This window comes from Cognatiluteimonas telluris, from assembly GCF_011320095.1.
Taxonomy (GTDB): Bacteria; Pseudomonadota; Gammaproteobacteria; order Xanthomonadales; family Xanthomonadaceae; genus Cognatiluteimonas; species Cognatiluteimonas telluris.
This window is the reverse complement of the sequence record NZ_JAANOY010000015.1, coordinates 16,903-43,401: the sequence shown is the minus strand read 5'-3', so window position 1 is coordinate 43,401 and position 26,499 is coordinate 16,903. Positions and strand designations below refer to the sequence as shown.

At 68.4% G+C, this 26,499-nt stretch carries 24 protein-coding genes; 10 read left to right on the top strand and 14 right to left on the bottom strand.

Annotation, left to right across the window (positions count from 1 at the left end; all coding sequences use genetic code 11):
• The first annotated feature begins 33 nt into the window (after positions 1–33).
• Positions 34–252, top strand: a complete 219-nt coding sequence (locus G7B67_RS08930; protein ID WP_166211087.1) for a DUF378 domain-containing protein — start codon at positions 34–36, stop codon at positions 250–252.
• A gap of 97 nt (positions 253–349) precedes the next feature.
• On the opposite strand, the gene dcp is transcribed toward G7B67_RS08930, so the two are convergent.
• On the bottom strand, positions 350–2,500 hold the full coding sequence (dcp, locus tag G7B67_RS08925; RefSeq protein WP_166211084.1) for a peptidyl-dipeptidase Dcp: 2,151 nt from the start codon (positions 2,498–2,500) through the stop codon (positions 350–352).
• A gap of 176 nt (positions 2,501–2,676) precedes the next feature.
• Between dcp and G7B67_RS08920 the strand changes: the two genes are divergently transcribed.
• Genes G7B67_RS08920 through G7B67_RS08905 form a run of 4 tightly spaced genes read left to right on the top strand, consistent with a single transcriptional unit; the run spans position 2,677 to position 6,030 of the window.
• Complete coding sequence (locus G7B67_RS08920) at positions 2,677–4,725, top strand: amidohydrolase family protein (protein WP_243412308.1); 2,049 nt, start codon at positions 2,677–2,679, stop codon at positions 4,723–4,725.
• Positions 4,722–5,204 carry a glutathione peroxidase gene (locus G7B67_RS08915; RefSeq protein WP_166211078.1) on the top strand — a complete coding sequence of 161 codons (483 nt, stop codon included), beginning with the start codon at positions 4,722–4,724 and terminating at the stop codon, positions 5,202–5,204. Before G7B67_RS08920 ends, G7B67_RS08915 begins: the two co-directional genes overlap by 4 nt.
• A gap of 5 nt (positions 5,205–5,209) precedes the next feature.
• The gene (locus G7B67_RS08910) at positions 5,210–5,605 is read left to right on the top strand and encodes a hypothetical protein (protein WP_166211075.1); all 396 of its coding nucleotides are present in this window, start codon (positions 5,210–5,212) and stop codon (positions 5,603–5,605) included.
• Positions 5,602–6,030: a hypothetical protein gene (locus tag G7B67_RS08905; RefSeq protein ID WP_166211073.1), complete on the top strand. Its 429-nt coding sequence runs from the start codon at positions 5,602–5,604 to the stop codon at positions 6,028–6,030. The genes G7B67_RS08910 and G7B67_RS08905 overlap by 4 nt, the downstream gene beginning before the upstream one ends.
• Here the strand turns inward: G7B67_RS08905 and G7B67_RS08900 are convergent.
• The 6 genes from G7B67_RS08900 to G7B67_RS08875 form a co-directional block, all read right to left on the bottom strand.
• Positions 6,015–6,776 (bottom strand): alpha/beta hydrolase-fold protein, encoded by a 762-nt coding sequence (locus G7B67_RS08900; protein WP_166211070.1) that lies wholly within the window; start codon positions 6,774–6,776, stop codon positions 6,015–6,017. The two genes, G7B67_RS08905 and G7B67_RS08900, sit on opposite strands and share 16 nt — an antisense overlap.
• 191 nt (positions 6,777–6,967) lie before the next feature.
• The gene (locus tag G7B67_RS08895; RefSeq protein ID WP_243412313.1) at positions 6,968–10,177 is read right to left on the bottom strand and encodes an error-prone DNA polymerase; all 3,210 of its coding nucleotides are present in this window, start codon (positions 10,175–10,177) and stop codon (positions 6,968–6,970) included.
• A 116-nt stretch (positions 10,178–10,293) separates the two neighbouring features.
• Positions 10,294–11,715: a Y-family DNA polymerase gene (locus G7B67_RS08890; protein WP_166211064.1), complete on the bottom strand. Its 1,422-nt coding sequence runs from the start codon at positions 11,713–11,715 to the stop codon at positions 10,294–10,296.
• Between the two features lie 12 nt (positions 11,716–11,727).
• Complete coding sequence (gene imuA, locus G7B67_RS13435; RefSeq protein WP_243412307.1) at positions 11,728–12,627, bottom strand: translesion DNA synthesis-associated protein ImuA; 900 nt, start codon at positions 12,625–12,627, stop codon at positions 11,728–11,730.
• 1 nt (position 12,628) lies between these two features.
• Positions 12,629–13,258 (bottom strand): transcriptional repressor LexA, encoded by a 630-nt coding sequence (gene lexA, locus G7B67_RS08880; RefSeq protein ID WP_166211061.1) that lies wholly within the window; start codon positions 13,256–13,258, stop codon positions 12,629–12,631.
• Between the two features lie 206 nt (positions 13,259–13,464).
• The gene (locus G7B67_RS08875; RefSeq protein WP_166211058.1) at positions 13,465–14,274 is read right to left on the bottom strand and encodes a ferredoxin--NADP reductase; all 810 of its coding nucleotides are present in this window, start codon (positions 14,272–14,274) and stop codon (positions 13,465–13,467) included.
• Between the two features lie 302 nt (positions 14,275–14,576).
• Here G7B67_RS08875 and G7B67_RS08870 point away from each other — a divergent pair, with 302 nt between their 5' ends.
• The gene (locus G7B67_RS08870) at positions 14,577–15,224 is read left to right on the top strand and encodes a hypothetical protein (RefSeq protein ID WP_166211055.1); all 648 of its coding nucleotides are present in this window, start codon (positions 14,577–14,579) and stop codon (positions 15,222–15,224) included.
• 180 nt (positions 15,225–15,404) lie between these two features.
• On the opposite strand, the gene G7B67_RS08865 is transcribed toward G7B67_RS08870, so the two are convergent.
• A complete protein-coding gene (locus G7B67_RS08865) occupies positions 15,405–16,304 on the bottom strand; it encodes a diguanylate cyclase domain-containing protein (RefSeq protein ID WP_166211052.1) in 900 nt (299 codons plus the stop codon).
• Positions 16,305–16,492: 188 nt separating this feature from the next.
• On the opposite strand from G7B67_RS08865, the gene G7B67_RS08860 reads away from it, so the two are divergent.
• Entirely contained in the window at positions 16,493–16,837 is a 345-nt protein-coding gene (locus G7B67_RS08860) for a GFA family protein (RefSeq protein ID WP_166211049.1), read from the top strand.
• A gap of 253 nt (positions 16,838–17,090) precedes the next feature.
• Here the strand turns inward: G7B67_RS08860 and G7B67_RS08855 are convergent, their stop codons facing one another.
• The gene (locus G7B67_RS08855; protein WP_166211046.1) at positions 17,091–18,764 is read right to left on the bottom strand and encodes an ABC1 kinase family protein; all 1,674 of its coding nucleotides are present in this window, start codon (positions 18,762–18,764) and stop codon (positions 17,091–17,093) included.
• Between the two features lie 88 nt (positions 18,765–18,852).
• On the opposite strand from G7B67_RS08855, the gene G7B67_RS08850 reads away from it, so the two are divergent.
• Positions 18,853–19,422: a DUF488 domain-containing protein gene (locus G7B67_RS08850; protein WP_166211043.1), complete on the top strand. Its 570-nt coding sequence runs from the start codon at positions 18,853–18,855 to the stop codon at positions 19,420–19,422.
• Positions 19,423–19,589: 167 nt separating this feature from the next.
• Here the strand turns inward: G7B67_RS08850 and G7B67_RS08845 are convergent, their stop codons facing one another.
• From G7B67_RS08845 to G7B67_RS08825, 5 genes are all read right to left on the bottom strand, one after another.
• Positions 19,590–19,820, bottom strand: coding sequence for a hypothetical protein (locus G7B67_RS08845; RefSeq protein WP_166211040.1), 231 nt, complete (start codon positions 19,818–19,820; stop codon positions 19,590–19,592).
• Between the two features lie 121 nt (positions 19,821–19,941).
• Positions 19,942–21,099, bottom strand: a complete 1,158-nt coding sequence (locus G7B67_RS08840; protein ID WP_166211037.1) for a PQQ-dependent sugar dehydrogenase — start codon at positions 21,097–21,099, stop codon at positions 19,942–19,944.
• Positions 21,096–21,848, bottom strand: coding sequence for a BON domain-containing protein (locus tag G7B67_RS08835; RefSeq protein WP_207780896.1), 753 nt, complete (start codon positions 21,846–21,848; stop codon positions 21,096–21,098). The genes G7B67_RS08840 and G7B67_RS08835 overlap by 4 nt, the downstream gene beginning before the upstream one ends.
• A 121-nt stretch (positions 21,849–21,969) precedes the next feature.
• Entirely contained in the window at positions 21,970–23,832 is a 1,863-nt protein-coding gene (locus G7B67_RS08830) for an ABC transporter ATP-binding protein (protein ID WP_166211031.1), read from the bottom strand.
• Positions 23,833–24,183: 351 nt separating this feature from the next.
• On the bottom strand, positions 24,184–24,948 hold the full coding sequence (locus tag G7B67_RS08825; protein ID WP_166211028.1) for a 3-hydroxybutyrate dehydrogenase: 765 nt from the start codon (positions 24,946–24,948) through the stop codon (positions 24,184–24,186).
• 95 nt (positions 24,949–25,043) lie between these two features.
• On the opposite strand from G7B67_RS08825, the gene G7B67_RS08820 reads away from it, so the two are divergent.
• Together G7B67_RS08820 and G7B67_RS08815 are read left to right on the top strand one after the other, a co-directional pair.
• A complete protein-coding gene (locus G7B67_RS08820; RefSeq protein ID WP_166211025.1) occupies positions 25,044–25,664 on the top strand; it encodes a CDP-alcohol phosphatidyltransferase family protein in 621 nt (206 codons plus the stop codon).
• A 277-nt stretch (positions 25,665–25,941) separates the two neighbouring features.
• A complete protein-coding gene (locus tag G7B67_RS08815) occupies positions 25,942–26,319 on the top strand; it encodes a hypothetical protein (protein WP_166211022.1) in 378 nt (125 codons plus the stop codon).
• Positions 26,320–26,499 lie beyond the last annotated feature (180 nt).

The window sequence follows — 26,499 nt, the reverse complement described above, 5'->3', positions numbered from 1 at the left end:
CCTCCCACCCCCCGAGCAAACCGGAGACATCCAATGAGGCACCTGAATCTTGTGACGTTGTTGCTCCTGATCGTCGGCGGCTTGAACTGGGCGCTCGTCGGCGCGTTCCAGTTCGACCTTGTTGCCGCGCTGTTCGGCGGCCAGGACGCCCTGCTTTCACGCGTGGTGTATGTGGTGGTCGGGCTGTCCGCGCTGTGGCAGCTGTTCACGCTGGCGCGGCCGGAACGCTATCCGGCTGTCGGTCGGGCGTGATCGGTCGGGCGGTGCGGCGCGTTGTTGGCGGCGCAGGCATCGGCCAAACGAAAACGCCGCCCTCGGGCGGCGTTTTTTCATGCATTCGCGGCGACGGTCAGGGCGTCTTGCCTTCATCCCCGCCGGCCAGGCCGCGGTCGCGCAGCATCGCCTTGATGTCGGGATCATGTCCGCGCCAGTTGCGGTACATCGTCGCCAGGTCCTCGGTGTTGCCGCGCGACAGCACCATCTTGCGGAAGGTGTCGCCATTGGCCCGCGTCAGGCCGCCGTGTTCCTTGAACCATTCGTAGCCGTCGTCGGCCAGCATCTGTGTCCACGAGTACGCGTAGTAGCCGGCCGCGTAGCCATTGCCCCAGATGTGCAGGAAATAGCTGGAGCGGTAGCGCGGCGGCACGTAGCTCAGGTCGGTGCCGTTCTTCTTCAGCGCGGCCAGTTCGAAGGCATCGACGTCCTGCTTGGGCGCATCGGCCGGCAGCGTGTGCCAGGACATGTCGAGCAGCGCGGCCGAGATCGCCTCGGTCATGTCGTAGCCCTTGTTGAAGGTGTCGCTCTTCTTGATCTTGTCCACCAGCGCCTGCGGCATGGGCTCGCCGGTCTTGTAGTGCTTGGCGTAGTGCGCGAACACACTCGGCTCCAGCGCCCAGTGCTCGTTGAACTGCGAGGGGAACTCGACGAAGTCGCGCGCGGTATTGGTGCCCGACAGGCTCGGATACCGCTCGTCGGCGAACATGCCGTGCAGCGCATGGCCGAATTCATGGAACATCGTCGTCACGTCGTCGAAACTCAATAGCGCCGGTTGGCCGGGCGCCGGCTTGGTGAAGTTGGCGACGTTGTAGATGACCGGCTTGGTGCCCAGCAGCTTCGACTGGCCGACGAGGTTGTCCATCCAGGCGCCGCCGCTCTTGTTGTCGCGCTTGAAGTAATCCGCGTAGAACAGGGCCAGCGGCTTGCCGTCGGCATCGGTCACCTCGAACACGCGCACGTCCGGCTGGTACACCGGCAGGTCCTTGCGCTCCTTGAAACTGATGCCGTACAGCTGGTGGGCGGCGTAGAAGACGCCGTTCTGCAGCACGTTATCGAGCTCGAAGTAGGGCTTGATCTGCGATTCGTCGAGGTCGTACTTGGCCTTGCGCACCTGTTCGGCGTAGAGCTGCCAGTCCCACGGCTGCAGCTTGAAGCCACCGCCGTCCTTGTCGATCTGGGCCTGGATGTCGGCGGCCTCGCTGCGCGCGCGCGCGGTCGCGGCCGGCACCAGGTCGTCGAGGAATTTCAACGCCGTCTCCGGCTTCTTCGCCATCTGGTCCTCGAGCTTCCAGGCGGCATAGTTGTCGTAGCCCAGCAGCCTGGCCTGCTGCGCGCGCACCTGCGCCAGCCGCGAGATGGTGTCGCGGGTGTCGTTGCCGTCGCCCTTCTCGGTGCGGGTCCACGATGCATTGAACAGCTGCTCGCGCACGCCGCGATCGGTCAGCGACTGCAGCGCCGGCTGCTGGGTGGTGTTCTGCAGCGGGATCACCCACTTGCCGTCGAGCTTGCGGTCCTTGGCGGCCTGGGCAGCGGCGTCGATTTCGGCATCGGACAGGCCGGCTAGCTTGGCCTTGTCGTCGACCACCAGTCCGCCGGCCTTGGTCCCGGCCAGCAGCTTGTTGATGAAGCCGGCGCTGAGGGTCGACTCTTCCTTGTTCAGGGCCTTGAGCTTGGCCTTGTCGGCATCGGACAGGCGCGCCCCGTGGTGGACGAAGTCCAGGTAATACCACTCGACCAGGCGCCTGGATTCCGGATCGAGGTCCAGCGAATCGCGCTTGTCGTAGACGGCGGAGATGCGCTGGAACAGCTTTGGATTGAGGTAGATCGCATCGGCGTGCGCGGCCAGCTTCGGCGCGACGTCCTCCTGCGTCTTCTGCAGCACGTCGTCGGTGTTGGCCGAGGTCAGCGCGTTGAAGGTCATGTTGACGCGCGACAGCATGCGGCCGCTCTTCTCCAGCGGCACGAAGGTATTGTCGAAAGTCGGCGGTTGCGGGTTGTCGGCGATCGCCTGCACCTCGGCCAGCTGCTGGCGCATGCCCTCGGCGAACGCGGGCGCGAAATCCGCATCGTGGATCCGGGCGAAGTCGGGAGCCTGGAACGGCAGTGTGCTCGCGCTCGCGAAGGGGTTCGCGGTCGCTGGCGCGGCGTCCGTTCCGCCCGCCGCGAACGCGGGGCTGGACAGGGCGAGGACGGCGGCGAGCGCCAGGGGCAGCGGGTGCTTCATGACGGCTTCCTTCGGTTGACCGATGAGCCCCCGACTTTACCCGATCGACGTTGCAGGGCTCGCGTTCACGGCTTGGCGGCAGGGTTAGACTCGGCGGCCAGACCACCCCGGGGAACACCATGCACGCAACGCGTCATTCCTTTGCCGGGCCCGGTGCCCCGGCACGCCGAGGCCGCGTGGTCCTCGCCGTCCGCCTGTCGCTGGGCCTGTTCGCACTGCTGCTGGCATCCGGCGCGATGGCGGCCGAGACCGTGCGCTACGTGGCCCTGGTCCATGGCGGCAAGCAGGCGGGCCATGAGATCGTCACCCACGGCGACGATGGTGTGACCCACGTCGAGTTCGTGTTCAAGGACAACGGGCGCGGGCCGGAGTTGAAGGAGCAGTACACGCTCGCGCCGGACGGCACCTTCGCCCGCTACCAGGCCAAGGGCACGTCGACTTTCGGGGCGCCGGTGGACGAGTCCTTCCAGCGTGAAGGCCACCAGGCGCAATGGAAGTCCACCTCCGACCATGGCGCGCAGGCGGTCGAAGGCACCGCGCAGTACACGCCGCTGGGCGGATCGCCCGAAGCGATCTCGGTCGCGATCAGTGCGCTGTCCAAGCGTGCGGACGGCAAGCTGCCGCTGCTGCCCAACGGCACGCTGACGATGCGCAAGGTCGCCGAAGCCACCATCGGCAAGGCGGACCGGCAACGCCACCTGCAACTGCTCGCGCTGACCGGGCTGGGCTTCACGCCGACGTTCGCCTGGGCGACGACCGATGCCACCCCGCGGATGTTCGCCTTCATCGCGCCGGGCTTCCTGCAGCTGATGCCCGAAGGCTACGAGGCCGACGGCGATGCGCTGGAAGCGCGCCAGAAAGAGGCGGAGAGCCAGGCGCTGGTCGACCTGCAGCAGCGGCTGCTGCATCCGATGCCGGGTTCGACCCTGATCTGCAACGTGCGCGTGTTCGACAGCGAGCACGCCAGGCTCCTGCAGCCCAGCGACGTGCTGGTGCGTGACGGTTTCATCGCCTCGATCGATCCCGCGAGCGCGACGCCGATCGCGGCCGACCATGTCGTCGATGGCAAGAACCGGGTCCTGCTGCCGGGCTTGTTCGACATGCACGCGCACTTCAGCGCCTGGGACGGCGGCCTGCACCTGGCGGCCGGCATCACCAGCATCCGCGACATGGGCAACGACAACGCCACGCTGCAGCAGCTGATCGCCGACGGCAAGACCGGCAAGCTGATGGCGCCGCACATCGTGCCGGCCGGCTTCATCGAAGGCGAAAGCCAGATGTCGGCGCGGATCGGCTTCGTGATCAAGGACCTCGATGGCGCGAAGAAGGCCGTCGACTGGTACCACGCGCACGGCTATCCGCAGATCAAGATATACAACTCGTTCCCCAAGGATCTCGTCCACGACACCGCGGCCTATGCCCACCACTACGGGATGCGCGTCAGTGGCCACGTGCCGGCGTTCATGCGCGCGCAGGATGCCGTCGAGCAGGGCTACGACGAGATCCAGCACATCAACCAGCTGCTGCTGAACTTCTTCGTCGACGACAAGACCGATACCCGCACGTTGCAGCGCTTCTACCTGCCGGCCGAGAAGACCGCCGATCTCGACTTCGACAGCAAGCCCGTGCAGGACTTCATCGCGCTGCTGGTGTCGCACACGACGGTGATCGATCCGACCTTGGCGACCTTCGAATTCATCCACCAGCGTGACGGCGAGATGTCGTCGATCGTGGCCGACATCGCCGACCACCTGCCACCGGACGTGCAGCGTTCGCGCCGCGCCGCGGAGATGGACATCCCCGACGACGCCACCGCCGCGCGCTATGCGAAGTCCTTCGACAAGATGGTCGAGTTCGTCGGCCGCGCCTACAAGGCGGGCGTGCCGCTGGAGGCCGGCACCGACGAATTGCCTGGCTTCACCCTGCAGCGCGAGCTGGAGCTGTACGTACGGGCTGGCCTGACGCCGGCGCAGGTGCTGCAGGTGGCGACCTGGAATGGCGCGAAGTTCTCGCGCGTGCTCGACGACCGCGGATCGATCGCGATCGGCAAGCGCGCCGACCTGGTGCTGGTCGATGGCGATCCGACGAAGGACATCTCGGACATCCGCAAGGTCGCGCTGGTGCTCAAGGACGGCAATGCGTATTACCCGAGCGAGATCGACACGGCACTGGGGATCAAGCCCTTCGCCGAGCCGGAACGGGTGCAAACGGGGGCAGGCAAATGACCACGGCATTTGAATTCGACGCGGTCGGCATCGACGGCACGCCGCAGCCGCTGTCGCAATACGCGGGCAAGGTGCTGCTGGTAGTCAATGTCGCGTCCAAGTGCGGGTTCACGCCGCAGTACGAAGGGCTCGAGGCGCTGTGGCGGCAGTACCGCGATCGCGGGCTGGTGGTGCTCGGTTTCCCCTGCGACCAGTTCGGCCACCAGGAGCCGGGCGACGAAGCGGAAATCCGCAATTTCTGCAGCCTGAATTACGAGGTCGACTTCCCGCTGTTCGCCAAGGTCGAGGTCAATGGCGCTGGCGCGCACCCGCTGTGGCGCTGGTTGAAGGGCGAGAGACCCGGCTTGCTGGGGACCGAGGCCATCAAGTGGAACTTCACCAAGTTCCTGGTCGGCCGCGACGGCCGCGTCATCCGCCGCTATGCGTCGACCGACAAGCCCGAAGCGATCGCCACCGACATCGAGGCCGCGCTGGGCTGACGCCAATGCCGACGCCCTACCAGTTGGCCTTCCGCAGCTTCGGTGACGACCTGCAGGTGAAGATCACCGGTGGGGAGCGGGTGCCCGAGAACGTGCTGGACTGCTGGCTGCGGATCGCGGCGGAGGTCAAGCTGCGTGGATCGAAAAGGCTGCTGGCGATCAGCCACGTCGAGGGCGAGCCGATGCAGCTCGAGCACATGCACGGCTTTTTCGCCGGCATGACCGGGCTGGGACTGGAAGGCGTGCGCGTGGCCTATGTCGACATGGCGGGTTTCAAGACGCCGCTGATGGAAACGGCGGAGATCCTCGCCAGCGAGCACGGGTTTTCGGCGCGAGTGTTCGACAACCCGATCGCCGCGGAACTGTGGCTGCGACACGGGCACGATCGGCCATGGGGATGATCGCGCATATCGGAAAACTCCCGATCGTCGTCGAAGGCGATTTCGGCCCGGTGATCATGACCGTGGATCGCAGCCTGCGTGGCGTCCTGCGCGTGCAGATCACCGGCGAGGGCGGGCATGCCGACGCCGCGCTGCGTCGCTGGCGGTACAACCTGGGGCTGGCGCGCGAGGCGGGCCTGCGACAGATGCTGGTCGTGCTGCAGTTTTCCGGCGCGATGATGACCGAGGCGGGCTTTCGCCATGTCATCGCTGGCGTCGCCGACCTGGACCTGGCGGATTTCCGGGTGGCCGTCGTGCAGACGCGGCACGAGCGCCTTCGCCAGGACGAACTGTCGACGATGATCGCGATCGAATCGGGGATCTCGGCGGGCGTCTTTTCCGACGAGGCGACGGCGTTGCTGTGGTTGCGTCACGGCGCGCGCTGAGCGCGCCCGGCATCGATCCTTGCCAGTATTTCCCGCGCGGCCGGCGTCCATACCGCCCATGCATGCTTGCCGCTGCGCACCAGCACGTGCGAGGGCGGCAGCAGCGGCGCCAGCGCCGGCATCGTGTCGCGCAGGTAGTCGTGGTCGCCGTAGGCCAGCCAGACGTTGCGCGCGCGCGACGGATCGCGCGTCCACTGTTGGAGGTGCCGCCACAGCTCGCGCTGGAAATTGTCGCCATTGACCTGCGGCGGCACCGGTCCCGGGTTCCAGTGCGCCAGGCCGCCGGCCGCATCGATCTGCTGCAGCAGCGGTTTCTCGCCCAGGTACGGCGCCATCAGGAGGATGCCGTCGACGCTGCCGGGCCATTGCCCGTCGTACATCAGCGCGCCCAGGCCGCCGAGCGATGCGCCGAGCAGCCAGACCTCGCGATAGCCGCGTTGCCTGGCCGGCACCAGGATCTCGTCGTGCAGGCGCTGCACCGCGTTGCCCTTGAGGTAGTAGCCCATCGCCAGTCCCGTGAGGACCACATCGGCGTCGGGCCATTGCGCCTTGATGGCCTGCGCGATGCCGGCGCGCTGCAACGCCGCGATGTCGTCGCCACGGCCGGGCAGCACGACCACCAGCCGGGTGGCGGTCCGTGGCGCGGGCACGGTCACGGTGGGAATGGGCCTGGTGGGATCGCCCTTCGGATAGCACCCGAAGAGCATGCCGAGCATGAGCAGCAGGCCAGGCAGGGACGGGCGCATCGTCGGCTCCGGTGGCGGGACGCGATTTGAGTCTGCCATGCGGCACCAGGCGCCCGCGAGAATCGCCAGCCCGGCGAGGGGCGGCTTCACCGGCGCGCTCCCCACGTCCGGTCGCCTGCCCGCGAGAGTCCCGGCCCTGCGCGGGAGGGGCGCCAGCGTCGCGCTTTTCCTGCCCTGCGTCCCACCGCCGTTTAGCGGAAATCCCGCGACACCGTCGCCACTCCGCCCAGCAGCGACGACAGGTCTTGCAGCCGGGTCGCGATCAGGTGCTGGCTGCCCTCGGCCGATTCCATCCGGCCTTCGACCGCGAGCAGCTGCGATTCGAGGAAAACCCGGCGCTGGCGTTCGGCCACCTGCGCCCAGACCACGACATTGACCATGCCGGTCTCGTCTTCCAACGTCATGAAGGTGACGCCGCTGGCCGTCTGCGGGCGCTGGCGCAGGATCACCAGGCCGGCGTAGCGCGCGCGGCGCTTGTCGGGCCACTGCGCCAGTTCGCGCGCGCTGCGGTAACGGCGCTGCTGCAATGCGCGCCGGATCAGCCCGACGGGATGCGTGCCGAGTGTCAGCCCGATGCTGGCGTAATCGGCGCGCGTGTCCTCGAAGGCGCTCGGTGGCGGGATCGCGATCCGCGGCTCGGACCTGGAGCGCGCATCGACGGCCTGCGCGGCGGCGAACAACGGCAGTTGTTTTTCGGTGGCCGCGCTTTGCCAGCGCGCGCGGTGGCGATGCCCGGCCAGCCCGCGCAGGGCGCCGGCCTCGGCGAGGCGGTCGAGGCTGCCGCGATCCAGGTCGGCGCGCGCGACCAGGTCATCCAGGTCGCGGAAGTCACCTGATGCCCGCGCGGCGCTGATGCGCTGGGCGACGGCTTCGCGCAGCCCGCCGACCAGGCGCATGCCCAGGCGCAGGGCGAGCGGTGAGGCGCCCTCATCCCGGCCCCCTCCCGCAAGCGGAAGAGGGGCAACAGCCGAGGCGGCCGGAAGTCCTTCCTCCAGCGTGCAATCCCAGTGGCTGTAGCGCACGTCGACCGGGCGCACCTCGATGCCCTGCTTGCGCGCATCGGCCACCAGTTGCGGTGGCTGGTAGAACCCCATCGGCAACGAATTCAGCAAGGCGCAGGAAAACGCGGCCTGCTCATGGCATTTGATCCACGAGCTCACGTAGGTGATCAGCGCGAAGCTCGCCGCATGCGATTCCGGGAAGCCGTAATCGCCGAAGCCCTTGATCTGTTCGAAGATGCGTTCGGCGAAGTCGGGCGCGTAACCGTTGCCGGCCATGCCTTCGAGCAGCGCATCGCGATGCTTCTCCAGCCCGCCATGGCGCTTCCACGCCGCCATGTCGCGCCGCAACTGGTCGGCCTGGCCGGGCGTATAGCCGGCGGCTTCCATTGCGATGCGCATCACCTGTTCCTGGAACAGCGGCACGCCGAGCGTGCGCGCCAGCACGTTGCGCAGCGCCTCGGACGGATAGTCGACCGGTTCCAGTCCCTGCCGGCGGCGCAGGTAGGGATGGATCATGCCGCCCTGGATCGGGCCCGGGCGCACGATGGCGACTTCGATCACCAGGTCGTAGAAGGTCTCCGGTTTCAACCGCGGCAGCATCGCCATCTGCGCGCGCGATTCGATCTGGAACACGCCGATGACCTCGCCGCGCTGGATCATCGCGTAGGTGGCGGCATCTTCCGGCGGGATCGTCGCCATCGTGTAATCGCGGCCGCGATGCTTGCGCACCAGCTCCAGTGCCTTGCGCACGCAGGTCAGCATGCCCAGCGCCAGCACGTCGACCTTGAGCAGTTGCATCGTGTCCAGGTCGTCCTTGTCCCACTGGATGATCGTGCGCTCGTCCATCGCCGCGTTCTCCACCGGCACCAGCGTGTGCAGCGGGTGCTCGGAGATCACGAAGCCGCCGACGTGCTGCGACAGGTGCCGCGGCTTGCCAAGCAGTTGCCCGACCAGCTCGACCAGCCGCCGGATCACCGCGCTGTCGGGGTCGAATCCGTATTCGCGCAGGCGCTGCGTCGAGGGCGTATCGCTGCTCCACGCGCTGGTGCTGCGGCTGAGTTGCGCCAGCTGGTCTTCCGGCAATCCCAGCGCGCGACCGACGTCGCGCACCGCGCTGCGGGTGCGATAGCGGATGACGGTCGCTGCGATCGCCGCGCGGTCGCGTCCATAGCGCGCGTAGATGTACTGGATGATCTCCTCGCGCCGCTCGTGCTCGAAGTCGATGTCGATGTCGGGCGGCTCGTTGCGCTCGTCGGACAGGAAGCGCTCGAACAGCAGGCCCATGCGCGCCGGGTCGATCGAGGTGACGCCCAGCACGTAGCAGACCACGGAATTCGCCGCCGAGCCCCGGCCCTGGCAGAGGATGTCGAGCGACCGTGCATGGCGGACGATGTCGTGGACGGTCAGGAAGTACGGCTCGTAGTGCTTCCTGTGGATGAGTGCGAGTTCCTTTTCGATCAGCGCGCGCGCCTGCGGGCTGGCGCCTTCCGGCCAGCGCTCGCACATGCCGCGCTCGACCAGTTCGCGCAGCCAGGTCTGGGGCGTGTGTCCGTTGGGTACGAGCTCATGCGGATATTCGTAGCCCAGCGGCGTTTCCAGCGAAAACACGCAGCGCTCGGCGATGCGCAGGGTTTCATCCAGCAGGTGCCGTGGATGGATCGCCGACAACGCGCGCTGCGTGCGCAGGTGGCGCTCGCCATTCGGGAACAGGCGCTTGCCGGCTTGCGCGATCGGGGTGCGATGGCGGATCGCGGTCATCGTGTCCTGCAGCCTGCGCCGGCCCCGCACGTGCATGTGCACGTCGCCGCTGGCGACGGCGGGAATGCCGAGCTCCGCCGCCAATGCTTCCAGCGCCTGCAGGCGCCGCGCGTCGTCGGGTCCGCGATGCAGCTCGACCGCCAGCCACAGGCGGCCGTCGAACCGTTGTTTCAACCACGCGCCTTCAGCACGCGACAGGCGTGCATCGGGCACCCACAACACCAGCAGGCCGGGCAGGCCGTCATCCAGGTCGTTGCGCGTCAGCCGGTATTCGCCTTTCTCCGAGCGCCTGCGTCCCTGCGTGATCAATCGACAGAGTGTCGAATAGCCCGCGCGCGTTTCGACCAGCAGCACCAGTTTCAGCGGCGCGTCGCTGTCGCCGTCGAGCGTGACCTCGCTGCCGACGATCATCCGCAGCCCGGTCGCGCGCGAGGCTTCGAGCCCGCGCACGATGCCGGCGAGCGAGCATTCGTCGGTGATTGCCAGCGCGCGGTAACCCTGCTGCCGCGCACGCTCGAACAGCTCCGCCGCATTCGACGCACCGCGGCCGAAGCTGAAATCGGACAGGCAGTGGAGTTCGGCGTAAAAGCCCCTCTCCCCCCGGGAGAGGGGTCGGGGTGAGGGGTGGACGAGCCAGGACAGTGACGCCGCCTCCAGCTTTACAGCGGCGTTTGCAACTTCGTCGCCTGGCTGCCCCTCACCCCCAACCCCTCTCCCGGGGGGAGAGGGGAGCGAAACCAGCTTCGAACGAACGTCGCTCACGCAAACCATCCGTGCAGCATCAGCGGCGTATCGGTCTCGCCCACGCCGCGATAGGCCCAGGCGCGCTGGCCATTGCTGGTTTCGACCACGTAATAATCCCGGCGCGTGTCCCCGCCATCCCACCAGCCGCTTTCGACGCGCTCGGGACCGGCGAGGAGGCGTGGATCGGCATCGCGCAGCGGGATCGCGCGCGGCAACAGCCAGGTCGGACGCGGCGCAGGTTCGATGGCCGATGCCGTCGCGGCCGGCAGCGGCGCGCGGCGCCATGCCTGTTCCGGCCGATGGTCGTCGGCAGGTGCGAGGGCGTAAACGGCATCGTCGCCCAGCCGCGCGCGCAGGCGTTCGCGCAGCGTGCCCCATGGCATCGATTGCGAAGGACGCTCGTCGAACAGCTCGCGCCCGGCCGGTACGAACGGCGGCAGTTCCTCGGCCACCAGTCGTAGGCCGCGTACCGGCGCGGGAATGCGCGCCTGCTCCAGGCGTCCGCGTGCGAGGTCGAACAGCAACGACGGTTCCCGCTCGGCCGCGAGCATGCCGACCACGACTTCGGTCGCCGGATGGTCCTCATGCTCCAGGTGCAGCACGAAGCGCTGCACCCCGCCGTCGCGGCCGGCAAGGAAGGCACCCAGGTCGGCGATCGCGCGCCGCATCGGAAACAGCAGCGCCTGCGAATGCTCGATGTCGTAGGGCAGCTCCAGTCGCAGGTCGAAGCGATCCGGTGGCTGGTACAGGTCGAAGGGGTCCGGCGCATCGCCGCGCAGGCGATCCAGGTGCTGCAGCAGGCCGGTGCCGAATCGTTGCGCCAGTGACGCGCGCGGCGCGGCGAACAACTGTCCCAGTCGGCGCAATCCCATCGCATGCAACGCCCGCGCGGTTTTCGCCTCCAGCCGCGCCTGCGCGACCGGCAGGCGGGCGAGGGCGGTGGACAATGTCGACGGCTGCGTGAGCGCGAGCCCATCCTGCGCGCCGGCCAGCACCCAGGCCGCACGCGGGTGGGGCGCGAGCGTGATGGAATGCGAAAACCCGAGTGCGACGAGGTCTTCGCGCAGCTGCCGCTCGAACCGCGGCCACGGCCCGAACAGGCGCAGGCTGGCGCCGACTTCCAGCACGATCGCGTCGTCGAAGGCGGTGGTGACCTGCGAGCTGTAGCGATACGCCCAGGCGGCGAGGAAATCACGCCAGCGCGCGACCTCGCCGGCGTCGTACTCCACGGTGGCGAAGTCCGACACCAGCGCGTGCGCCGCCGCCAACGCCTGGCCTGCCTGCAATCCGATGCGCGCCGCGACCGGATTCACCGCCGCGAGCACACGTTTCTGCGCCGGCCCCGTGACCAGCGCGAGCGGGCGCTCGGGCTCGGGATGCCGACGCAGGACGCCGTCGAGCGCCAGGCGTGGCAGGAGGATGCAGGCCCAGGACATCGCCGTCCGCCATCAGGCCGCGCAGGCCGGATCCGTGATCAGCACCGGCCGTGCCGGCGCGGTAGCGCCGCGGCACTTGAGCACGCGCACCTGCGTGGTCGCACCAAAGCCCATCCCGTCTCCCTTCGGGAGAAGGTGCCCGAAGGGTGGATGAGGGTATGCAGCACCGCGGTCTCCACGCGCTCCGGCCCTCACCCCAACCCCTCTCCCGAGGGGAGAGGGGCTCCACGCCCCCGACTCTCCCGCGCTTCCTTCTCCCTGCGGGAGAAGGTGCCCGAAGGGCGGATGAGGGTGCGCAGCACGTTGCCGTGCCTCAGCCAGGATCCCGCTGTCCTCCCGATCCTGTCGCAGGATCGCGATCCGCAACACCGCCGGCGACGGGTTGCACTCGGCGCGCGCCTCGCGGAACACGAAACCCATCACGCCGCCGGTATCGGCCGCGACCTGCAGCCTTCGCAACGCGCGGTCGTCGGCCTGCATCGGCCAGGACAGCACCGCCGACAGGCAACCCGCGCGCAGGCATTGCTCGCTGGCCCACAGCGCTTCGCGCGCGTTGGCATCGATCAGGTGCACGTGCGCGAAGTCGACGCCGGCCTGGCGCCAGCCGTCGGGATACGGCAGGTAGGGCGGGGCGACGAGGGCGATATCGTGGCCGGCCCCGGTCAGTCGCGCCAGCGTCGGCAACAACAGGCGCAACTCGCCGATGCCGTCGGCGGGCAACAGCAGTTCGGTCAGCGCCGCTTCCGGCCAGCCGCCCCAGGGCAGCACCGCGTCCAGCGCGGCGTGGCCGGTGGGTTGTCGGGGCGTCGCCGGCGCGGTCGCCGGCTGGCCGCGCCAGACGCGACGGTCGGACAGCAGCGTGTCGAGGTCGACGACCGGCTGTAGCGCGGCAGGTTTGAGCACGGCCGCCATGTCAGCCTTCCCGGATCAGGCCGCAGTAGATGCCTTCGATGGCGAAATCCTGTCCGGGCGCGACCTCGATCGGTGCGTACCCGGGATTGCGCGGCAGCAGGCGGATGCCATCGGGCGTGACCTGCAGGCGCTTGATCGTGATCTCGTCATCCAGTCGCGCGATCACCGTCTGGCCGTCGCGCGCCTCCTGCGTGCGGTGCACCGCCACCAGGTCGCCATCGAGGATGCCGTCCCCGCGCATCGAATCGCCCTGCACGCGCAGCAGGTAATCCGGCGGCGACGAGAACAGCCGGCGGTCGAGCAGCAGGTGGCGTTGCACGCCGGCATCGGCGCCGATCGGCAGGCCGGCGGCGACGCGGCCGAGGATGGGCAGTTCGACTTCATCCTCGCGCGGCGGCGTGCGCTGCAAGCGCGGCGACAACCGGATCCCGCGCGCCTTGCCCGGCAGCAGCGCCAGGTAACCCTTGGCTTCCAGCGCCTGCAGGTGTTTCTGCGCCGCGCGGGTCTGGCGGAAGCCGAAGGCGCGCGCGATTTCCGCCCAGGTCGGCGGCAGGCCGTCGGCGGCGATGCGCTCGCGGACGAAGTCGAGGATGGCCTGCTGGCGGTCGGTGAGGTCGGGCGGGGAAGGCATGGTAGCTATTTTAGTACCTCGCCAGTCGCAGGAACTCAGACTCTTATGAGTCAAAGGCGTACGTTTCAGTTTTAATGGAACAGGTTAAGTGCATGCTTCATGGGCGCCCTTGGGCACAGGCGACGCGACACGCCAACGAAGATCGGCTCGCGCCTGAAGCTGCTCCGCCAACGCGCCGCTCCCTCGCGCACGCTTGGGCGACCGGCCTATTTCTCGACGAAGGCGCGCTCGTACACGTAATGCCCGGGCGTGCCGATCCGTGGCGCGGCGACGAAGCCGCGGGCATCGAGCAGCGCGCGGAAATCGGCCAGCACCTGCGGCCCGCCGCAGAGCATCGCGCGGTCGTGTTCCGGATCCAGCGGCGGCAGGCCGAGGTCGTCGGCGATACGCCCGCTGCCGAGCAGTTCGGTCAACCGCCCGCGCTGGTCGCGGCCGTCGAACGTAAACGTCTCGCGCGTCACCGCCGGGTAGTACTTCAACTTGGCCGCGATCTGCTCGCCGAGGAATTCATGCCGCGGCAACTCGTTGACGATGTAGTCGCGGTACGCCAGGTCGGCCGCGTTGCGCACGCCATGGGTCAGCACGACGTTGTCGAAGCGCTCGTAGGTCTCCGGATCCTTGATCACCGCCAGCCACGGCGCGAAACCGGTCCCGGTGCCCAGCAGGTAGAGGTTGCGGCCCGGCAGCAGGTCATGCAGCAGCAGCGTTCCGGTCGGCTTGCGGCCGACCAGCACCGTGTCGCCAGGCTGGACATGCTGCAGCCGCGAAGTCAACGGCCCATCGTCCACCTTGATGCTGAAGAACTCCAGTTGCTCCTCCCAGTTTGCGCTGGCGATCGAATATGCGCGCAGCAACGGTTTCCCGCTGCCGTCTGCCTGCGGCACCTGCAGCCCGATCATCACGAACTGCCCGTTCTCGAACCGGAAGCCGTCGTCGCGGGTGGTGGTGAAGCTGAAATAGGCATCCGTCCAGTGACGGACGTCCAGCACGGTTTCAGTGCCGAAGGCGGAGGACATGGGCGAGGGAGAGTGCGTCGGGAAGCGCGCATTCTAGCCGCGCACCGGGCGGCCGTAGTGCGAGCGCAGGCTGGCGGCGCGCGGCGGCGGCATCGCCGCCTAGCGCGTACCGCCCGGCATGCGGTGCGGCCGCATCGCACGCGCGCAGGCACGCGCATCGGCCTCGCGCCACGGATGCGCGGCGTGACCGACCGGACGCCAGCAGTGCGGGGCCGGCGCAGCAGCGTTAAAGTCGGCTCCGGCCATTGCGGAGCCATGCCATGCCGGCATCGAGGAACGCGGCCGTCGCCCTGGGCGGCCTGATGCTGTTATCGATCACGTCGGCGTGGGGACGCGCAGGACCGCCTGCGGGTGTCGCGCCGGCGGCAACGGATCGCGTCACGACGGCGGTCATTCCGCCGCTTCCCGCGGATGCGCAGACGATGGATCCGGCGGCGTTCGGCCGCTACTACGGCATCGTGCGCGACAACGACGCCGATCTGGATTGCCCGCAGCTCAATGCCGAACTGCAGTCGCTGGGCACCGAGATCGCGCATCTGCCGCCGCAACCGGATTGGGCGGCGTTGTCGGATGAGATGCGTCCGAAGGTCAATTCCAATGTCGCCGGTGCGGGCCACATGGTGGCGTCGGCGGCGCTGTCGCGCGTGCCGCTGGTCGGCGGGCTGCTGGCGGCGGTGTCGGAGCGGCCTCCCTGGACGGCCGCCAGGAACGCGGATCGGATGGCGCGCTTCCAGCAGGCGCAGCAGGCCTCGATGTCACACGCGGTCCTGCATGCGCGACGGGCGCGCGTGACCGGGCTGTTCCGGGACCGCGGCTGTCGCGTCGCCGATTTCGATCCACCACCGCAACTCGAGGAACCCGCGGCACCAGTGGACACGGGCAATGCCGCCGCGGCGTCCCCGGTCACGGTGCCTGACGGCGCGCCCGCCGCGCCATCGAAGTCGCCGTGATCGCAGTGCGTGCCCGCATGTCTACCGGGTGGCTGGCACGCGGTGGCAAGTGCCTGGCCATGGCTGACGTTCGAAGAGTGAGGGGACGCATCGCGGACGGGGCGGGCGGTGAGGGATGGCGGCAATAGCCTGTTCGATCACAACAACCCCGGTGCCGCCATGGAAGGCGCACGGACGCGGTCAACCGGCGGCGTCACCGCAGGACTGCTGGGCAACCCGCGCGTCGGGGCCCGACACGGTGTTCCGCTTGGCCGCGTACATCTTGCGGTCGGCATGCGCGAGCAGGGCTTCCGGATCGGTCCCGTCGACGGGAAAACAGGCGATGCCGACACTGGCGTCCAGTTGCATCGGCCCGTCCGGCAGCAGGTAGGGAGGCAGCAGGCGTGCGCGCAGGCCCTCGGCGACGATGCGCGCCGCCGCCTGGCCGCGGCACCCGGGCAGGAGCACGACGAATTCGTCACCACCCACCCGCGCCACCAGGTCGCTCTGGCGCAGGCCCTGCTGCAGCCGTTGCGCGACATCGCGCAGGATGCCATCGCCGGCAAGATGGCCGCTGCGGTCGTTGGCCGCCTTGAAGCCGTCGAGGTCCAGATAGAGCAGCGCCAGTGTGCCGCCGGTCCGGATGGCGTTGTCGATCTGTTGCCGGAGCTCCAGTTGCAGGCGGTGCCGGTTGGGGAGGCCGGTCAGCGCGTCGTGGCTGGCCAGGTATTCGAGTTCGCGTTCGGCGCGTCGCAGTTCGGTGATCTCGCGGCCGACGCCGATCCGCACGCCGTAGTCCGGCAACCAGTGCGCCGACCACTGGATGTCCACGCTGTGCCCATCCTTGTGGATATAGCGGTTGCGGAAGTGGCGTTGCATCGTGCCCGCGACGACATCGCCCGCCTGCTGCATCGTCGCGGCGACATCGTCCGGGTGGACGAACTCGAACGCGCGCCTGCCGAGCACTTCGCCAGGTCCGTAACCGAGGATGCGCTCGAAGCTCGCGCTGACGAACAGGTAATGCCCATCGACATCGACCACGCAGACCGCGTCCGGCAGCAGGTTCAGCACATCGGCGAAGGGCGGTAGCGTCGCGGTCATCGATTCGCCGGCGGCCGGCGCTGCATGGGGGACGGATGAGAGTATCCCCGCCATCGCGGCACGGAAAGGCATCCGGTCACGTTGCCGCAGGCCCGGAAGCGCCGTCGGCAGATCGGCGGCGACCAGGACTGGGCAGGTCCCGATCCCGGCGGCATCATGGCGGACCCTCCACGCTGCCGGGAATTCAGATGCCATCGGGAAGCTGTCATTGCGGTGCGGTCCGCTTCACCGCGCGGGGCGACATCGAGCAGGCGATCGAATGCAACTGCTCGCATTGCAGCCGCAAGGGCCTGCTGTTGTGGTTCGTGCCGCGCCAGGCGTTCGAGGTGACGTCGGGCGGTGATGAGCTGGCCACCTACACCTTCAACAAGCATGTGATCGAGCATCGGTTCTGCCCGACCTGCGGGTGCCAGCCGTTCGCACTGGGTCGCATGCCCGACGGGTCGGAAATGGCGGCGATCAACCTCCGCTGCCTGGACGGCATCGACCTGGACGGCATCAAGCGGGTCCCGGTCAACGGGCGCGAGTTCTAGGCCACGCGGCGGGCGACCCGCAGTCCGTCCGTGCGCGGAGTGCGTGCGACCTGCGGCCGGCCGCTCGCCGGCCACGTCCCGGCGCACTCGCGCGTACGCTGCCCAAGGGCGGCGCGCAGGTCGGCGGCCAGGTCGGCCGAAGCCGCCTGGGCGCGGTGCGGGAAGTGTTCTCGGGAAGCGCGCATCGCCCCCGCGCTTCACTGCATGCAGTCCTCCACGCTCGACATCGGCCCGCATTAGCATCTGTCGCTGCTCAACGCGGGCCGCGCTCTTCGTGCGGCTTGGCCTTGTGGTCGCCCAACAGCGCGCTGAGGACGATGGCGATGCCGAGCCCTGCGCCGACCAGGAACAGCACCAGCGCGACCGCGGGATAGCCCAGCAGCTGATGCTTCGACTCGATCCGCATCATCATCGAGGAGGCGACGATCAACGCCGCCGTCACCAGCCCGGCGGCGATGCGGTTGGCGATCTTCTGCAGGTTCTCGGTCAGGTGCGAATCCTCCAGCCCGGTCATGCGCACCTGCAGCTTGTTCTCGGCCAGCAGCGACAGGATGTCGGAGAGCTTGCGCGGTGATTCGCGCAGCAACGCCTGCACCTCGATCAGCTCGCTGGCGAGGTTGGACGGCGACAGCGCCTTCTTCAGCCGCTGGCTCATCACGTATTCCAAATGCCGCTCGACGATGCGCTTGACGTCCAGCGCCGGATCCAGCGCCTGCGCGACCTGCTCCAGGTTCAGCAGGGTCTTGCCCAGCAGGCTCAGTTCGGCGGGCGTGCGCAGGTCGCAGGCGGTCGCCTGTCGCACGATTTCCAGCATCAGCCGGCCTTCGGACTGCGACTGCGAGCCATGCGCGGCGTAGCGGGCGACCATCTGGCCGACATCGCGGGTGAAGCGCTCCTCGTCGAAATCTTCCAGCCGCGTGCCCATCGCGATCGCTTCGTTGGCGACTTCCTCGCCACGGCCGTCGACCGCCGCGAACAGCAACTTGAGCATGCGTTCGCGCTGCTTGGGCGGCACGTGCGCGACCATGCCCAGGTCGAACAGCGCGAGCCGGCAATCCTGCGTGACCAGCAGGTTGCCGGGGTGCGGATCGGCGTGGATCTCGCCGTGGATGAACATCTGGTCCAGGTAGCCGCGCATCAACGCCGAGGCCAACTTGGAGAAATCCTGTTCGGTCCGCTGCAGTCCCGACAGTTCGGTGACCTTGGTGCCGGCCACCAGCTGCATGGTCAGCACGCGCGTCGCGGTGAAGTCCCACACCGGCTGGGGTACGAACAATTCCGGGTATTTCTGCAGGTGGTCTGCGAAGCGCTCGAGGTTTTCGGCTTCGGCGCGGTAATCCAGCTCGGCGATGAGCGCCTTGCCGAACTCATGTACCCAGTCGGAAAAGCGCAGGCGTTTGCCCATTTCGGTCATGCGGTCGGCATGGCCTGCCAGGCGCGCCAGCGCGTCCAGGTCCTGGCGCACCTGCTCGGCGATGCCGGGACGCTGCACCTTGACGGCGACGTCCATGCCATCACGCAAGGTCGCCCGATGCACCTGTGCCAGCGATGCGCTGCCCAGCGGCACTTCATCGAAGCTGGCGAAGGCGCGATTGAGGCGCACGCCGAGCTGCGATTCAACCACCTCGCGGACTTGGTCGAACGGTACCGGATCGACTTCATCCTGCATGTGTTCCAGCACCGCGAGGTAGGGCGCCGGCACCATGTCCGGTCGTGTCGACAGCGCCTGTCCGATCTTGATGAAGGTCGGGCCGAGTGCTTCAAGGTCCCTGGCGAATTCGACCGGCTTGCCTTCGGCGGCAGGCTCGCTGTCCGCGTCCAGCAACGACGCATCCAGGTCGAGCCCGGTGAACACGCCGGCACTGCGGTACTTGACCAGGAAGTGCAGGATCTGCGCGGTGCGGGCTAGGCCGCTGGAGTCGGTCATGGGATCGGTGGGCGCGACAAGGAAGGAAATCCAGCCTAGTCCGGGCGCCGTCAAGGCGGCTTCATGCTCGTTACGGCAGGATGAAGGCATGCAGGAGCCATCGAACGCGTCGCCGCCGGGCACGCTGTGGACCATCGGCCATTCCACGCGCGAATGGGATGCGTTCCTGGCGATGCTGCGCGAGGCGGGGATCGCCTGCCTGGTCGATGTGCGGCGCTTCGCCGGTTCCAGGCGCAATCCGCAGTATTCGCCGCTGGCGATGGGGCCTGCGCTGCAGGAGGCCGGCATCGAGTACCTGCCGATGCCCGAGTACGGCGGGCGGCGCGCACCGCTGGCGGAGTCGCGTAACGGCGCGTGGCGGGTGGCGGCGTTCCGCGGCTATGCCGATTACATGGCGACCCCCGAATTCGAACTTGCCCGCGCCCGCCTGATGCCGCTGGCGAGCGCGCGACGCACCAGCGTGATGTGCGCCGAGGCGGTGTGGTGGCGCTGCCATCGCCGATTGATCGCCGACGACTTCGTCGCACGTGGCTGGCAGGTGCTGCACCTGATGGCGCCGGGCAAGGCGCAGGAGCACGTGCTCAATCCGGCTGCGCGGATGGTGGACGACGTGCTGGTCTATCCGGCGGCCCCGGAGGCGCAGGCGGCATTGTTCTGATCGCTGTCGCCGTCGTGCCTGCCCTGGCAGGAGCGGCTTCAGCCGCGAGGACTTCCTCCGATCCCCGACGTTTTCATGGAATGCGGAACAGCTCGCGGCTGAAGCCGCTCCTGCGAAAGGGGATCTTCGAAGGGCGCACCGCCTGCGACAGGCGCCGCTCGGCGGTCTCAACCGGCATCGGGCTCGTTCTTGCGTGCGCCGCGCAGGTTCATCGCGAACAGTCCCACCTGCAACGCGATCAGCGCCCAGGCCTGGTCATGCCAGCCCCAGGCCACCCACAGCACGTTGCTGGCGATGAAGCACCAGAAGCCCCAGCTGCGCTTCTTCTTGTGCAGCGAGGCGACCAGCCATGCCGCCAGCAAGGTGACTGCCATCGCGGGCCATTGCAGGAGGCTCATGGGATCTTGCACGGGAGTCGTCCTCGCAGGCTTCCAGCAACACGGGATATCAAGCGCTCGGGTCATCGACCAGACAGCGGATCAAGCGATCAGCATCGCCGCACGCGTGCGCGCGACCGGATCAATTCGCGGCAGCCGGCGGCCGCAACCGCAGCAGGCGCCCGTCGTCCTCGTCGGTCAGCACGTAGACGTCACCCTCGCGGCCCACGCGCACGTCGCGGATGCGCGCGCCCAGCTCGCCGAGCAGGCGCTCCTCGGCCACGATGCGGTCGCCGTCCAGCGACAGGCGGATGAGGTTGCGATCGGCCAGCGCACCGAGGAACAGGCTGTTGTTCCACGCCAACTCCGGATGACCGGCCAGGAACGCCATCCCGCTCAGGCCCGGCGACTTGCGCCAGACGTGGTGCGGCGGCTGCGTGCCCGGCGCGGAGGTGCCGACGGTGTCCGGATAGGGGCGGTCGGTCGCGTAATCCATGCCGAAACTGGCGATCGGCCAGCCGTAGTTGCTGCCGGGGCGCGGCAGGTTGATCTCATCGCCGCCGCGCGGGCCGTGTTCGCTTTCCCACAAGGTCCCCGTGCGGGGATCGAACACCAGCCCTTGACTGTTGCGATGGCCGTAGCTCCAGGTCTGCGGCAGCGCATCCTTGCGGCCCACGAAGGGATTGTCGTCCGGCACGCTGCCATCGACATCCAGCCGCATCAACTTGCCTTCGCTGGCCGAAAGCTGTTGCGCGCGCATGCGTGGCGCGAAACGGTCGCCCTGGGTGATGAAGACATGGCCATCGTCCAGCGCCAGGCGCGAGCCGAAGTTCGCCTCGCCACTCATCGCGGGTGCTTCGCGATAGAGCACCTGGAGGCCTGACAACGCGTCGCCTCGCAACGTCGCCGTCGCCGCGGTGGTGCGTGAACTGCCATCTCCAGCCGGTTCGACGTAAGTGAAGTAGAGGCGATGGCTGCTGGCGAAATCCGGCGCCAATACGAGGTCCAGCAGCCCTGCCTGGCCGTGCGCCCAGACCTTCGGCACCCCGGCGATCGGCGGCGAGACCACGCCGTCCGCGCTGATCCGCCGCAGGCGTCCTGGCCGCTCGGTGACGAGGAAACTGCCGTCATCGAGCAGCGCGACGGCCCACGGATGCTCGAGTCCGCGCGCGATCGTCTGCAGCTGCGCTTCCGTCCGTGGCGCCGCCGATGCGGACGCCTGCCGCGCGGCGTCGCAGGCGGACAGGGCCAGTGCGCACAGCAGCGGGACGACTCGCCAGGGGACGCGACGCGGGATCATTGCCCGGGCCAGTTGCGCCCCGGCCAGTCGGAGTCCTCCTGCATGTTGCTCCACACCGGATCCGGCCGCGCCGAGCTGGAAAAGCCGCTGCCGAGCTGGTCGTTGCCGCTGCGGACGGCCTGGCCCGGCTTGCCTGCCGACCGCGCGCCATTGTCGACGCGGATGCGGTTGTGCACCTCGCGCACGCCGCGCGCATCGGCGGCGAGGTCCTCCGCGCGGTGCTTCATCGCGCGCTCGGGGACGTCGCCGCTGAGCGTGACCTCGCCGTTTTCGATCATCACCAGGATCTCGCTGGCATCGATCTGCGGATCGTCGGTCAGCCGGTCGACGATGTCGTCGACGATGCGGTCGTCGGCACGCACGTAATTGCGCGGGCCGCGTCCGCGGTGGTTTGTGGCGCGGGCGTCGCCGCGGGCGTCGTCGCGCACGCCCAGCGATGGCGTGCTGCCGTGGCGGTGGCCGTCGAAATCGGCGCCGCCGCGCCCGTGGCCGCTCTGCGCGTGGCGTCCCTGGCTTTCGCCGTAGCCGCCCTGGTGGTCGGTGGTGAAATCTCCATAGCCACCCTGGCCGCGGTAGCCGTAGGTTTCGGTGTCTTCGTGGCGGTCGGCGCCCCACGCGCGGTTGGTCACCGAGGGCAGCCCGTCGTAGAGCGCCGCGTTGTCGGGTGCGGCAGCGTAGTGCGGGGGCCGGCCTGCGCGCGGTCCGGTGTGGCGGCTGTCGCCGTGGCGGTCGTCGTGTCGATGTCGCATTGCAGCCTCCATCGTGGAGTGGTCGGCTGCAGGCTAGGGGAAGCGGCGTTACCGTTACGACAACGCGCCCGTCGATGCATTCAGCAACCCGCGCGTGGTGGGTCAGGCCCGCTTGGCGCCGTCAGCGATACCCCGCTGCCTGCAGCTCGAACAGCTCCGCATAGCGGCCGCCCTGCGCCAGCAACTGCTCGTGGGTGCCCGACGCTTCCAGCCGGCCTTCGGCCAGCACCAGGATGCGATCGGCCATGCGCACACTGGAGAAGCGATGCGAGATCAGCACCGCGGTGCGTCCGCTGGACAGCTCCTTGAAGCGCTGGAAGACCTCGAACTCGCTGCGCGCATCCAGTGCCGCGGTCGGCTCGTCGAGGATCATCACCTGCGCGTCGCGCATGTAGGCCCGCGCGATGGCGATCTTCTGCCATTGCCCGCCCGACAGGTCGATGCCGGTCTTGAAGCGGCGCCCGATCAGCTGCTCGTAGCCCATCGGCAGGCCGTCGATGACCTCATCGGCAAAAGCATGATGGGCCGCCTCGCGGATGCGCGGCAGGTCGTCCATCGCCTCGATCCGGCCGACGCCGATGTTCTCGCGCGCGGTCAGGTGGTAGCGCACGAAGTCCTGGAAGATCACGCCGATGTTGGCGCGCAGGTCATCGAGGTCGTAGTCGCGCAGGTCGCGGCCGTCGAGCAGGATGCGGCCCTCGTCCGGGTCGTAGAGCCGCGCGAGCAGCTTGACCAGGGTGGTCTTGCCGGCGCCGTTCTCGCCGACCAGTGCCAGCACTTCGCCCGCGCGCAGTTCGAAATCCAGGCCGCGCAGCGCCCAGCGCTCGGCATCGGGATAACGGAAGCCGACGTTCTCGAACACGAAGCCGCGCGCGATCGGACGTGGCATCGGAAGCGCATCCGCCGGCGGCGCGATCTCCGGCGTGATCTCGAAAAACGAGAACAGATCGTCCAGGTACAGCGCCTGCCCCGCGACCTGCGAGAAACCGATCAGCAGGCCCTCGAGCAGTTGTCGCAGGCGACGGAAACTCCCCGCGAGGAAGGTCAGGTCGCCAATGCTGAAATCGCCGCGCACCGTGCGCCAGGCGATGTAGGCGTAGGCGATGTAGTAGCCCAGCGTGCCCAGTGCCGCCAGCAGCGTCCCCCAGAATGCGCGCTTGCGTGCCAGCAGGCGGTTGGCGGCGAAGAAGCGGTCGGACAGCTCGCGGAAGCGCGCGATGAAGAAGCGGTTGAGGTTGAAGATCTTGACCTCTTTCGCGGTCTCCACGCTGGCGCCCATCTGCCGCAGGTATTCGAGTTGCCGCCGCTCGGGCGTCCACTGGAAGTTGAGCGTGTAGTCCAGCGAGTTGAAGTGCGCCTCGCCGACGAAGGCCGGCACCAGCGCCACGCCCAGCAGCAGGATCAACCACGGCGCATAGACCAGCAGCCCGATCGCGAAGCTGATGACGGTGATCGTGTCCTGCACCTGGCCGAACAGCTGCGACATCAGGTTCATCCGCCCCATCGTCTGCCGGCGGGCGCGATCGAGCTTGTCCTGCAGGTCCGGGTTCTCGAAGTCCTCGAGGTCGAGCGTCGCCGCGTGTTCCATCAGCCGGATGCTGGTGGCATTGGTGAACAGCTCCGACAGCAGGCCGTCGGCGTAGCTCACCACCCGCCCCAGCAGGTCGGCGGCGATCGCCAGCGCGAACTCGGCCAGCAGCAATGCGACCAGGTGCGAGAGCATCCCGCTGCGCGATGCATCCGCGATGCCATCGAAGTGCGGCGCGAGCCCGACCAGGCGCACGGCCTCGTCGATGATGAGTTTTCCGACGTAGAGCGTGGCGATCGGCAGCAGCGCGCGCACCAGGCGCAGGCCGAGGCTGACCAGCGTCAGGGCCTTGCTGGTCGCCCAGATCTGGCGCAGGAACGGCGGGATGTTGCGCAGCGCGCCGACCCGCTCGCGCAGGCTGGGTCGTTGTCCGGCAGGTCGCGGCGTCCGGGACATCGCTGCAGTGTCGCCTGCCAGGCCCACCCGATGCATGAAGGTGGCGACATGCGGGTCGCGGAGGGGACGATGGGCTGGCGTTCGATCCCTCGATGCCATGGTCCCCGCGCGGGCAGGCCATGACATTGGTTGCCGGCAACGCGGTGTCGTCGCAAGCCTGTCGGCGCCACGCTGGTCACCGCCAGAACCGGATACTCTCGGCGTCGGATGCCTCCGTGGCGGGATGTCCAGGGATTGGCGGCTGGCCAATCCGTAGCTCATGCCTGCCGGTGGCGAGTGCGCTCACGTCGATCATCGCGACGATAGCCGGGCGGTCGGTACGCGCGTCGGTTCCTGCGGCGAAATCAGGGCCTACTGCACCGTCCATCCCCCGTCGACGTCGATGGTGTGGCCGGTGATGTTGCGCGCCGCCGGGGTGAGCAGGAAGGCGGTGATCCCGGCGAGCTCCTCGAAGGTGATGAACACGCCCTTGGGCATCGGTTTGAGCATGACCTCACTGACCACCTGCGATTCGGGGATCCCGCGCGCTCGGGCCTGGTCGGCGATCTGCTTGTCGACCAGTGGGGTTTTGACGTAGGTCGGGCAGATGGTGTTGATGGTGATGTCGGTATCGGCGGTCTCCAGCGCGATCACCTTCGAAAATCCCAGCAGGCCGTGCTTGGCGGCGACATAGGCGCTCTTGTAAGGGCTGGCGACCAGCGAATGGATCGAGCCGAGGTTGACGATGCGGCCGAAGCCGCGTTCGCGCATGCCCGGCAGCACCGCGCGCGTGAGCCGGGCGACGCCGACCAGCATCACCTGCACCAGGAAATTCCACTTGGGCATCGGGAAGTCTTCCAGCGGTGCGACATGCTGCAGGCCGGCGTTGTTGACCAGTACGTCGACCGGCCGCCCGATCGCTGCGAGGGCGGAATCGACGCTGTCATCGCGGGTCACGTCCAGCGCCAGCGCCTCGGCCGAGCCGCGACTGTCGCGGATCGCGGCGGCGACCGCTTCGGCGGCCGCAAGATCCACGTCGGACACGATGATGTGGTGCCCGGTCCGGGCCAGTTCGGCTGCGATGCCGGCGCCGATGCCACTGCCGGCGCCGGTGATGAGGATGCAGCGGGTGGCCATGGCCGGCTCCAGGTGGCGGGACTCGCAGTTTGCCGACTTCACGCCGGTTTTGGCACGCTGTGGGCCAGGGCCGGGTTGCGGCGGGAGCCTTCGCGATGAAACAGCGGCACTTTTCGATGTTGCGGGACTTCCAGCTGGCGGACTGGTTCACGCTGGCCAACGCCTTCTGCGGCACCGGCGCGGTGTTCGCGGCGATGCGGTTCCTGCTGGAAGGCAAGGTGGCGGACCTGCTGTGGGGAATGGCGCTGATTCCGGCGGCGTTCGTGTTCGACGCACTGGACGGGCGGGTGGCGCGCTGGCGCAAGGTTGCCTCCACGCTGGGGCGCGAGCTGGATTCGCTGGCCGACGTGATCTCCTTCGGCGTCGCTCCCGCGGCGCTGGGCTACGCCTGCGGCCTGCAGGGCGGCTGGGACTGGGTGCTGCTGTCGTATTTCGTCGGTTGCGGTGTCAGCCGCCTGGCGCGCTATAACGTGACCGCGGAGTCGCTGTCGGGGGACGAAGGCAAGGTGAAGTATTTCGAAGGCACGCCGATTCCGACCAGCGTGCTGATCGTCGGTGTGCTGGCGCTGGCGGCCTTGCAGGGCCGGCTGGGCGTCACCGATCTGTGGTGGGGCGCCGTGCGCATCGGCCCCTGGTTGCTGCACCCGCTGGCGCTGGTGTACGCCCTGTCGGGCTCGCTGATGATCAGCAAGACGCTGCACATCCCCAAGCCGTAGGGGGAGTTTCAAGCCGCCGTCCGGTCGACGCCCTGAGTCGGGAATTGTTGGATCCGTAGCCCGGGCAAGGCGAAGCCGCACCCGGGTTTCGTCGCGGCCGAACCGTCGATCGACATGGGACAGCCCCGGGTGCGCTGCGCATACCCGGGCTACGGGTCCCGCGGTTCCTGCTTGCCGCGGCGCCTGCGGACGTTTGCCGCAGTGGCCCGGCGCCGCGCATGATTCGTGCCGGGCGCCGGGGGCGGCGCCGGAATCGTCACTTCGGGGAGCCAAGTCAATGAACGGGAATCTCTTTCTCCGCACCGCGGTGCTTTTGTTGCTGGTTGGCGTGTGCTTCGGCATCCGCATGGGCCTCACCCAGGACTTCACCTACGCGCCCGCGCATGCGCACCTCAACCTCGTGGGCGGCGTGCTGATGTTCCTGGCCGGCCTGTTCTACAACGGGCAGTCGCAGGTCTCGGCGCGCGCGATGGGCGTTCATTACGTGGTGCAGCTGGCCGGCGCCATCCTGTTGCCGATCGGTATCGTCGGCTCGATCGCCCGCACCGCATGGGCGGGCCCGGTGGTGGGCGCGGGCGCGTTGCTGACGCTGCTGGCCCTGCTGATCTTCACCTGGCGCGTGTTCCGGGCACCGGCGCGCACGGGGGTGTTGTAGTCGTCCGTTCCTTGCGAGCCGCCTTGCAGTTCGTCGTAGGAGCGGCTAAAGCCGCGAGCTCCTGAACTTTGCGGACCTCGAAAACGGGCTCGCGGCTGAAGCCGCTCCTGCCGGGGCGGTTTCGCCGGGAGCGTGGAAGTGGAAAACGCAATTGCAACGGCGCTGGCGTTAGCATGCGCA